Origin of the sequence: Colwellia sp. Bg11-28 (assembly GCF_002836245.1) — a bacterium.
Taxonomy (GTDB): domain Bacteria; phylum Pseudomonadota; class Gammaproteobacteria; order Enterobacterales; family Alteromonadaceae; genus Colwellia; species Colwellia psychrerythraea_A.
In genome coordinates, this window is the sequence record NZ_PJBA01000004.1 from 12,551 (window position 1) to 23,963 (window position 11,413).

The window sequence follows — 11,413 nt, forward strand, 5'->3', positions numbered from 1 at the left end:
AATGTCTCTTTTTGATACTTAATATTGTAATCTTGTCATGTTATCTGATAACATGCTAACAGATGATTTGAAAGTTTGAAAGGCTTTCTATTTAAAAATGAAACTTTCGAAATCACTATCAACTCAATTTTAAGCTGCAGAAGTCGGTAATGATTTGTTTTTATCGTAATTAACAGTAATGGGGACAACTATGAGTACAGCAATTGAAAAAAATAACTCAAAGCAATCGAGTTTTATTCCTATGGTAATAGTAGGGGGGCTATTTTTTGTTTTTGGTTTTGTTACTTGGCTAAATGGTTCGTTAATACCATTTCTAAAAATTGCTTGTGAACTTAACCATATGGAAGCGTATTTAGTGACTATGGCATTCTACATTGCATACACTATTATGGCTTTGCCCGTAGCAGCGGTGTTAAAGCGCGTAGGTTATAAAAATGGCATGGTATACGGTTTGTTGGTGATGGCGATTGGTGCGGTGATATTTATTCCTGCCGCCCAAGCACGGATGTATAGCGTATTTTTATTGGCGCTTTTTATTCTTGCTTCTGGCTTAACTATGCTACAAACCGCGGCTAACCCATATATTGTATTACTTGGCCCAAAAGAAACCGCAGCAGTACGAATTAGTATTATGGGATTACTCAATAAGAGTGCAGGTATTATTGCGCCGATTGTTTTTACTGCTTTCGTCTTGAGTGATATTTCTCAGTTTGATGAAACTCGCTTAGCGATGTTAGATGAAGTGGAACGAAATGCTGCACTTTTAGATTTATCTAGTCGCTTGGTTATGCCATATATCGTTATGGCTATTATGCTTGCAATATTGGCTGTTATGATTAAATTCTCCCCTCTGCCAGAGCCTGTACTTGAAGATGATAAAGACGACAGTGATGATAAATGGGCTATTTTACGTTTTCCGCAGTTGATCTTTGGTGCGTTAACTTTGTTTTTTTATATCGGTGTTGAAGTAATTGCTGGTGATACCATCGGGTTATTTGGTCAAGAGATGGGCGTAACTAATTTTGGTCAACTTACCTCTTATACAATGGCTTTTATGGTCGTGGCATACCTAACGGGTATGGCGGTTATTCCTCGCTTTATTAGCCAAGAAACAGCTTTGGCGCTATCTGGAGCGTTAGGTATTATTTTAACAATTCTCTTATTAACATCATCGGTTGAAAGTGCAGATGTTTGGCAAAATTTATTTTCTTGGACAGGTGTCCCTGAGATACCTAATGTGGTGCTGTATGTTGCATTATTAGGTTTTGCTAATGCTTTAGTTTGGCCAGCAATATGGCCGATGGCATTAGATGGTTTAGGAAAACATACCAGTACGGGCTCGGCTCTACTTATAATGGGTATTTCCGGTGGCGCACTTATGCCGATGATTTATGGCTACTTAGTTGAATCAAGTGGTAATTCACAAAGTGCCTATTGGATCATGCTGCCCTGTTATTTGATTATTTTATGGTATGCATTACATGGGCATAAAATTAAATCGTGGACTAAGTAATGTTAGATAGTAAGATGATTAACACACTTAAAGTAACAACATTTAGCTGTTTATTATTCTGTTTTACTGTTTTTGGTTGATGATATGGGCTGGCAATATACGCCTCTTGTTTATCAGAAGATGAAGTGCCAGCAAATAAACACTTTAGAACACCAAATATGGAAGCACTGGCTCATCAAGGTGTTAAATTTACCCGAGCCTATTCACATATTACATGTTCGCCGAGTTGTGTTTCTCTTATGACAGGGCAAAATCCAACATGTCATCATGTTAGCAATTGGACAAAACTACCAGATAGAGATCATTCGGGGACCCGAGGTTGAAGAAAACTTTACTTTCTTAGTTGAAGGTAATAGATGACAGCTTAGGTGCGTTAATGAATCACCTTGATGATTTGGGGGCGCAGGGAATACCTTGGTGGTTTTTACTTCTGACAATGGCGGTTTATCTGGGCATAAAAGAGAAACCGCACCACGAGGTACAGAGTTTAACAGCCATAATCAGCCGTTAAATTCAGGTAAAGACTCGACATATGAAAAAGGAACGTGTGTGCCTTACATTGTTACTTGGGCTAAACCTCAAGCTGATAATCATCGAGATCAATAAAGTGTCAAACCAACAAGTAATGATAGAAGATCTCTTTCCTACTTTGCTGGCTGTGGCGCAGGGAGAAAGAAGTATTCTTGCAGATCATCAGCTTGATAGTATTGATTTTCGTCAGTTGTGGTGTGATACAATGCTTAATGTTCAACGGCCAGTTGTATTTCATTATCTCCACATATGTGGGCCTGATGGGCCAGATTATGACCCACATAGTGCTTTACGTATGAATAATTGAAAAATTATTTATCTGTATAACAGCCGGTCATGGCTATTGTACGATTAGGATAATGACTTAAGTGAGCAGTTTAATTTGGCTGAAAGCTTCCCCAATAAGCTAAAATCTTTAGCTGTTAAGTTAAAAAAAGAGCTATTAACTATGAATGTTCAATGGCCTGTGAACCGGGTAACTGGCGAAGATTAGACCATTTCAATTTATTTAAAATAGAAAATATTACGAGATATAGCAAGTTATTTTATCGTTTAATATGACTTCAAAACATCCTTTTTTTTAAGCTTATCAAACCACGATGGATATTTTATACCTATTTTTCAGGTTATTATCGTCAGCATAGTGTTTTCTACTTTTACTTGAAAATTCACTACATACAATATGAAGTACTTAATCAAATCTATATTATGAAAGTATTTGTAGGAAAACATTGTACATCTTCTATTCATCTTGTATGGTTGTATGACAACTGACAAGTTGTATTAATTACCAAATACAAAAAATGTTGCAGATTGAGACTAGATACTCTGAAGTTTGAGCTTTAGCACTGCATAAAACATAAACTGAAACTTTAAGAGTAGAGGGTGAACAATATGAATATTAAAATGAGTAGCTTAACTTTAGCAATACTTACGGCTATAACAAGCCTATCCGTTGTTGCAGAAGAAGCACTGAAAGAGAAAGTAGATGATGTCGAAGTTATTACAGTTACTGGCATTAAAGGTAGCTTAGTCCGTTCATTATTTGATAAGCGCTCAGCTGATAATATTGTTGATGGTATATCAGCAGAAGATATCGGTAAATTTCCAGATCAAAACGTTGCAGAATCATTACAACGTATTACGGGGGTGACAATAGACCGTGGAGAATCAGGTGAAGGTCAGCAAATCTCTATTCGTGGTTTCGGCCCAAACTTTAACAACGTTTTGTTTAATGGCCGTACTATGCCATCAGATAATGATCAACGTGGTTTTTCATTTGATTTAGTTGCTTCTGAGCTAATTAGTGGTGCTGATGTTTATAAAACATTGCGTGCTGACACCCTTGAGGGTGGTTTAGGCGGTACAGTTAACGTCAAAACGGCTAAACCTTTTTCCTATGAGGGGTTTAACGCAGTTGCATCAGTAAAAGGTGTTTATGACACGCTAGCAGAAAGCACTAACCCTTTTATTTCTGCCTTAGTAAGCCAAAACTTTGATGAGGACTTTGGTGTTTTAGCCTCATTTGCTTATCAGCAACGTGATTCCCGACTAGATAAAGCTAAGATTAATGGCTATAAAACAGCCCCTTTAGATAGAACATACACAGGCCCAGAAGGCTCAGATACTCTATCATCAGTAAGCCACCTTCGTCCAACAGGTGCGCAACAAATTGTAGAAAGATCAGATCGTGAGCGTATTGGTGCTACTTTAGTTGGTCAATGGCAAGCAGCCGATAATGTTTTAGTTACAGCCGATGGTTTATATTCTGAATTAACGGCCATTAAAAATAATAAAACATTATCAAACAGCTATGGTGTCAGCCCAATTTATAATGCAAGATTTGATGATTTTGGTACAGTCACTTCTTTTGACCGCCCAGCGGGACGTGAAGTCGTTGCTCCTGGTGTTTTTAAACAATATGAAAATGGTATAAAACTAGACCGTGGTCAAGGTAATAGTATACATGCTAATGCTAGAAACCGTGTTAGTACTACAACCATGGTCGGCCTTACTATTGATTGGTTAGTAACGGATAATTTTACTGCAATAATTGATATACAAAGTTCAACCGCAAAAGGTAGTTCAGAAAACAATCCTCTTCAAACAGTATCAGCACCTAGCTTAACTGATGTTCATTTTGAAAACACAGGTAGTTCATTTAGTTGGTCAAATGATAATGCTTTTAATGGTGATCCCTCAAGTTTTAGGGCAGGTAACCTTTATTACTTTTCTCCAGCTAGTAAAGATGACATTACTGAAGCTCGCCTTGACACTGAATGGGAATTTGAAGGAACTGATTATTTAACCTCCATTAGATCAGGACTATACTACTCTGATAGACAAAAAAATAAATCACTTACTCAATCACGTTGGACTGCAGCGGCTAAAGTTTTTGGTAATTTCCCCATACCAGCATCACTATTTAAAACAGCGCAGCTGGACTTTTTAGAAGATCACGATAAAGGTGGTTTTGTCAGTAGTTGGTTCGATTGGGATACAGCCGCTCTATTTGATTACTTTAATAGCCCTGCAGCAATAGAAAGCGCAAGCTTTATTGGTGACCAAATTATCAATGATTATGAAAATGGTGGTACTGACTATGCTTCTTTAGAAGAAGCACAAACTGCGGCAGATACTGCGGTTACTGATAAAATAGACAGCATTAATGGCTACTTGTCCTCAACGCCAACAGAAGGTAATCTTGGCCTTTATAACAAAATAGCTGATTCACGAGCTGATAGAAAATGGCAAGTTAACGAAGAAACCTTTGCTGCATATGTAGAAGCTAATTTAGCGGGCGATGCATGGTCAGCTAACATTGGTTTGCGTTATGTTAAAACCAATACTTCTGCTATTTCTGCCGGTCAAGAATTTCTTGGAACTCATCGCATTACTGCTGGTAATGATATATTAACCGAGAAACTTATCGAGGGAGACAAAGGTGATATACACTCAGAAGGTAGTTATACTAAGTTATTACCAAGCCTCAATATTAAGTATAATATCAATGATGATTTGGTCGCTCGTTTTGCTTATTCTAAGTCATTAACTAGACCACCATTAGAAGACTTAACTGCGGCTAGTAAAATTACTGTTGTTCCCTTCTTAGAAGAAGATGGTTTTGAAGGTAAAATTGCATCCAAGAACAGTGATTTGAAACCATTCACATCAACCAATATAGATTTAGCGTTAGAGTGGTATTATGCGCCTGAAAGTTATGTTGGCGGTACTTATTTCCGCAAAGATTTAACTGATTGGATTACAACAGAAACACAAAACGTTACTCTACCTGATCCTATTCAAAACGTTGATAGAGTCTTTCAACAAACATCACCATTTAACGCCGAATCAGCGAAAGTTTCTGGTTTAGAACTTGCGATGTTACATAACTTTGATAGTGGTTTTGGTATACAAGCTAACTACACCATGTTAGATACCACAGGTGCAGCAGACTCTGTTAGTGAGTCAAGAGTTAACTTACACGGTTTATCTGAAAGTTCGTACAATATTATTGGTTTCTATGAAAAAGGACCTTTACAAGCTCGTATAGCGTACAACTGGCGTGAAGGCTATACAACGTGTAGCTACTGTGTTGATACTGCTATCGGTGGTATAAGTGCTTCTAAGTCTATTGATGATTATGGTCAAGTTGATGCATCAGTAAGTTATGATATAAGTGATAACCTTGTTGTTTTTGCTGAAGTTATCAACCTGACTGGTGAAGATCCATTAGAGTATACTCTTCGTAAAAGCAATATTTTAAGTATTACTGACACTGGCACAAGATACTCACTTGGTGTTCGGGCGACATTTTAAATAGAATTTCTATTTTGTCTTAGTCGTAATTAATTTTAAAAAAGGCTTAACAAAATATTTGTTAAGCCTTTTTAGTTTTATTCTGAACTAAGTCAAATTAAGAGAAAATATCCTCTTGGATGTTACGTAAGATGATTTGTTTTTAGTATTTAAATTATCTAAAGAAATTGATTTAAACTCTAGTCTTTAAGCTATGGTGGTTAAGTATAACCAGTCATAACATCATAAGTTGTTGTATTGGAGAGCACTATGTTACGAAAAATTTATTTATTAATTACAATACTCATGTTTAATGTTGCTGCATCACATGCAGATATTTATAAGCATCAGGTTACAACTGGGCTCAATTCGACGTTAGCTCAATATAAACAAAAGCCAAATCTATTTTTAAAAGTTAAGCAATATGATATATCTCTGACTAAAGCAAAATTTAATCAAGAGATACAAAGTATTATTGATGCAGCTGACCGCCTGCAAAGAAATACATTTATATTTCGGCATTCATGGGATATGGAGAAAACAGCTAAACCTTATACTTTTTCCAATGAAATAAATTGGCAAGCTCAACCATGGGATGACCCCGAGTGGACGTTTATGCTTAATAGGCATCATTATTGGTTAGATCTCGGTAAAGCCTATTTATTTACCAGTGACGAAAAATATGCTCAAACATTTGCTAAGCAATTAGAGCATTGGATAGATCAAAACCCTTTAAATGATACTATGAAGCAAAGCTCTTGGCGCCGTATAGAAGCAGGTTTTAGAGCTGAGAACTGGATAAAAGCTTTTGAGTACTTTAAACACTCACCAGTAATGACACCGAAATTGTTTAAAAAAATGATGATTTCACTCAATCAACATGCACATTACTTGAATTCACAATACAGCCTATTCTCGAAAACAAGCAATTGGGGAGTTATTGAATTTACGGGGTTATTTTATTTAAGTCAGTTTTTAGATAATAACGCTATGTCTTCGCAGTGGGTTAAGTCAGCCGTTGCAAAGTTAGATGAAATGATACAGTTGCAAGTACTTGAAGATGGCTCTCATTGGGAGCAGTCTCCTATGTATCATAATCATGTTTTTCAAAGTTATATGAATGTTATTTTAACGGCGAAACGGATGAACTACCCACTAACCGATGCCATAGTTAAACGAACCTTATTAATGGCACAAGCAAATATTCAATGGCAAAAACCTAATTATCATCAACCTTTGTTAGGCGATAGTGATGATACAGATACCCGCGATATACTAACCTTTGCAGCTTTACTCTTTAACGATAGTGAAATTAAGTCACGGGCATATAGTGAAATTGATCTAGAAAATTATTTGATTTTTGCAGAAAAAGGAGCTGAGCGTTTGCAAAATTTAGCAGCGAAGCCGCCTAAGTACCTTTCTGCTTATATGGAAAGTGCTGGAGATCTTTTTATGAGAAGCTCTTGGCAGGAAGATGCAGCTTATGCCAGTTTACATTTAAAAAAACTAGGCGGTGGGCATGGACATGATAATATTTTTCATTTTAGCCTGTTTGCAAATCAACGGGATTATTTAGTTGATTCTGGGCGTTATACTTATGTTGATGGTCCATGGCGAGACTATTTTAAAAGTAGTCAAAGCCACAATGGTATTGAGGTTGATAATAAAAATAATTCTATTTACCAAGATGCCTGGACAAATAGTTTTGAAGCCAGATCACAAGGGGTATTTACACAACTAGCAGCAAACTACGACTATGCTGAGGCAGAGAATATTGCTTATTTACGCTTACCAAGCCCCGTGCTTGCTAAACGTAGAATGTTATTTTTAAAACCTTCTACTTGGCTACTTATTGATAGCTTCTCATCTAATTCAGTACACACTTATCAACAAAATTTTAATTTTCCAAATACACTCGTAAAACAAGAGAATAATACTGTATTAACAACATATAAAAATGGTGACCTTAATATAACGCCATTGAAACCTGTCAACATATCGTTGAAAGATTCTTGGTATTCACCGGAATACAATACTAAAGTTATAGCAAAGCGCGCTGAGCTATCGATTAAAAGTGAGGGATTCACCTCTTTAATTACCTTATTACATTTTACTCCGGCTCAAAAAATAGTAGCCAAACTCATTCCCGTGTATACGTTAAAAGGTGAAAAGGTATCGAGCGCAGATGCTGAAGCAATTCAAATTTCAGATCAGAAAAATGAATATACCCTCTTAGTTGTGCATAATTCTTCAGCGCCAGCGAACCCATTTTTAGTCGTTAACGACGTTGTCGTTAGAGGTGAGGTGGTGTTAATTACTAAAAATGAGACGAATATGACCACTGAAATTATTAAAGATTAGCGTTTGATTGTTACTGAAATCCTAAATAGGGAATTTAGAGACTTTTACCCGTTACTAATTAATATGCCTGTTTCAGAGCGCTTGAGTAATTTCAATACAAGACGTACCTTTGCAGTGATGTTGATCAAGCGTTTCTTTGATGAGGCTAAAAACGATTTATACGTCGTTATGGAATTGAAAAGGAACCACCATTCCATAGTACAAATACCTTGCTTACACGGATGTAGGTACTTAGGTTATGTTTGGAACGTATAACCTGTGCCTAAATCGTTTTGTTTCTCCCACTGAAACATGTATTTCGAATGGTTACGGGTATATAAAAGAGTATGGTGTAAGACCGAGAGGATTAACATCCCTGCTTATTTCTTGCTCTATGATCGCTATTGTAACTATGAGTTGATCAATTAGACTAAGCCTAGCTCCTCAATAATAATTCACGCTTTAGTAGCGTAGAGTTATCTCGCTTTGGCTTTATATAAGCATATTTTTCAACAAGATATACTTCCTATTAATATTTTCACAGAAAATCCCCTGGACTTTAATATCAGGTACTTGTTATTGTCATGTTGTATGATGTCATATAACGATTGATTGAAATTATTGCTAACAAAGTTTGGTAGCGTAGAAATAAACTCATCACCCGTTAAATTATAATTAAGGAAATATAGATGAATAACTTTTGTAAAAGTGCATTGGTCATTTTAGGGCTTAGCCCTATATTTGGCAGTTCGCTGATGGCAAATGAGACTAATAAAGCAGCATTAATTGATTATGATCAGCGTAAGTTTGGTATGTTTATTCATTGGGGAATTTATTCTGTTGCAGGCGGCGAATACCAAGGTAAAAAAATACGTGGTATTTCTGAATGGATCCAAAATAGGATGAAAATTCCTGTAAATAATTATGCGAAATTAGCAAATGACTTTACTGGAAAACACTATAGTGCTGAAGATTGGGCACAATTGGCTCAGGATGCAGGGATGAAATACATGGTGATAACGTCAAAACATCATGACGGCTTTGCTATGTATAACAGTAAAGTATCAGATTATAATATAGTCGAACGTACAGCCTACGGCAAAGATCCTATGGTGGCGTTAGCCAATGAAGCGCGTAAACGTGATATAAAGTTTGGCTTTTACTATTCACAAGATCAGGATTGGGCTGATCCTAATGCACGTGGTAATGATTGGGATTTTGATGCAAGTAAACGTCAGCCTCAAGTTTATATTGACAATAAAGCCTTACCTCAAATTGATGAAATATTAAAAAATTATGGTGATTTAGGCTTGATATGGTTTGACACTCCAGGTCTATTATCAAAACAGCAAGCTTCTTCGTTACGCAATAGAGTGACCCAACTACAACCGCAAGCGTTGATTAATAGCCGCATTGGCCATGGTTTGGGCGACTTTGAGCAAACGGGTGATAATGCTATCCCTTTACAAGTTTGGCCGAATAAGAAATGGGAAGTGCCTGCAACTATTAATCATTCATGGGGTTATAAAAAGGATGATCATTTCTGGCGAGATCCAAAAGACTTACTCGCTAAATTAGTGGATATAGTATCAAAAGGTGGTAATTATTTATTAAATATAGGCCCAACGGGTGATGGTGTAGTACCTGAGCCAAGCAAAATAATATTAAAGGAGATTGGCCGCTGGATGAAAATTAATGGTGAAGCTATTTATGGTACTGATGCTTGTCCATTTTATTATCACAATGTTGATTGGCGTTGTACGACGAAAAAGGGAAAATTGTATGTGCATTTACTACGTCAAAGTGATAGTGAATTTAAGTTATCAGGTTTAAAAAATAGCGTAAAAAGTGCTCGTTTGCTTGGTTATGGAAAATTAAATTATAAACAGCAAGGAGAGCAAGTAACTATTACTTTACCTCAAGTTGGTTTACGTGATCATGTTGATGTTATTGAGTTGTCACTGGCTGATAATCAAGTAAAAATAGCAGCAAATCAGCATCATTCAATTCAACCAAAATTAATAGACCTATTTGGATGGGCAGCACGTTTTCGTAGTCCAGAAATGACGTTTGATTGGCAATCTAATAGTGTCTCAAATTTTATTGATATTACTAAGCAAGGTTTTAAACGTGAATCGGCTAATTTTGAAAGTGAATTATGGTGGTATCCATATGGCTCCATTAAGGGGTATTACCAAGTCAATGTTACCTACGCTTGCCAAGGCAAAGGACTTGCAGGTATAGGTGAATTCAAAACGCAATTAGAAGACTGGAGTTTGAGCGGTTCTGTAAGTAAAGAGTTTCCTTGTAATATGTCTGGTGGCAAACAAACCGTTTCGTTTACTCGTCCTATTAAAATAGATCAGAGCCATGAACAGTTGGTATTTAAATTTAAAGCGTTTGGTGATAGCTTGTCGTCGTTTAAGTTATACAAAGTGGGACTAACTCGCCTTAATAACTAAAAACGATTTGAAAATAACTAAGGTGAGCAGGTGGATAAGTTAACCGATATATTTTGCGATGTCGGTACTTTTTTCCCTAAATTATTGCCCATATGGGAAAATGAACTCATATGGGTAATAAGATAAAACGTCTATCAAAGATACCTACTAGTGAATACTGATTATCGTACTTGCTTTTCATCAATCCCATCATCGTAATTTCAAGTGTTTTTATAGTAGTTTAGTTCAAAATACTAGCAGGAAAGTTTTCCAAGCCTAATCAGTTATACGCATTTTTTGCACAAAATGTCAGCACTACTTATTCCTATGCGTACTTATTTTCAAATCGTTAAAAGCAAACCTGCGGGCGTTTCTTTTGTCGACTCTATAAGCCTTAAAGTGTGTCATAACACTCGTCTTCCACGTATTCGACTGTTTGATGGTGTCGCAATACGAGGTAAGGGAACAATGGGTTGGTTTTATGGCTTTTAAGCTTCATTGATTGATCATGTAGGAGAAATTATTGCTTTGAAGATCACACTCCGTAATACTAATGATAGAACCCCGATACTAGAGTTATGTAAACATTTCTATGAAAAAACTTATACTGGTAAAGGGTATATCAGAAAGAAATTAAACTAAAATTTATCTGAAACAGACGTTGATTTGGTGACTAGGGCTCGTAAAAATATGAATGCCAAAGCAAAGCATTGTCGACATCCTAATGGAGGCTGCTTAGAAAAGTACTCGGCTTAAGCAGACCTGACGTGATATATAACAAGTGCTTTGA

The 11,413-nt window shown here is 36.4% G+C and carries 6 protein-coding genes and 1 pseudogene; all 7 read left to right on the forward strand.

What is annotated here, in order from left to right; all coding sequences use genetic code 11:
- The first annotated feature begins 190 nt into the window (after positions 1-190).
- The 7 genes and pseudogenes from CXF79_RS03890 (at position 191) to CXF79_RS23570 (ending at position 11,265) form a co-directional block, all read left to right on the forward strand.
- Complete coding sequence (locus CXF79_RS03890; protein ID WP_101154039.1) at positions 191-1,513, forward strand: sugar MFS transporter; 1,323 nt, start codon at positions 191-193, stop codon at positions 1,511-1,513.
- Positions 1,514-1,671: 158 nt separating this feature from the next.
- Positions 1,672-1,836 carry a sulfatase-like hydrolase/transferase gene (locus tag CXF79_RS23905; RefSeq protein WP_101154040.1) on the forward strand — a complete coding sequence of 55 codons (165 nt, stop codon included), beginning with the start codon at positions 1,672-1,674 and terminating at the stop codon, positions 1,834-1,836.
- A 94-nt stretch (positions 1,837-1,930) separates the two neighbouring features.
- The gene (locus CXF79_RS03900; RefSeq protein WP_101154041.1) at positions 1,931-2,119 is read left to right on the forward strand and encodes a hypothetical protein; all 189 of its coding nucleotides are present in this window, start codon (positions 1,931-1,933) and stop codon (positions 2,117-2,119) included.
- Between the two features lie 819 nt (positions 2,120-2,938).
- Positions 2,939-5,863, forward strand: coding sequence for a TonB-dependent receptor (locus CXF79_RS03910; RefSeq protein ID WP_101154043.1), 2,925 nt, complete (start codon positions 2,939-2,941; stop codon positions 5,861-5,863).
- A gap of 249 nt (positions 5,864-6,112) precedes the next feature.
- Positions 6,113-8,203, forward strand: a complete 2,091-nt coding sequence (locus CXF79_RS03915) for an alginate lyase family protein (protein ID WP_101154044.1) — start codon at positions 6,113-6,115, stop codon at positions 8,201-8,203.
- Positions 8,204-8,871: 668 nt separating this feature from the next.
- Positions 8,872-10,644 carry an alpha-L-fucosidase gene (locus CXF79_RS03920; protein ID WP_101154045.1) on the forward strand — a complete coding sequence of 591 codons (1,773 nt, stop codon included), beginning with the start codon at positions 8,872-8,874 and terminating at the stop codon, positions 10,642-10,644.
- A 306-nt stretch (positions 10,645-10,950) separates the two neighbouring features.
- Positions 10,951-11,265, forward strand: a pseudogene (locus CXF79_RS23570) (transposase).
- The last annotated feature ends 148 nt before the right edge of the window (positions 11,266-11,413 follow it).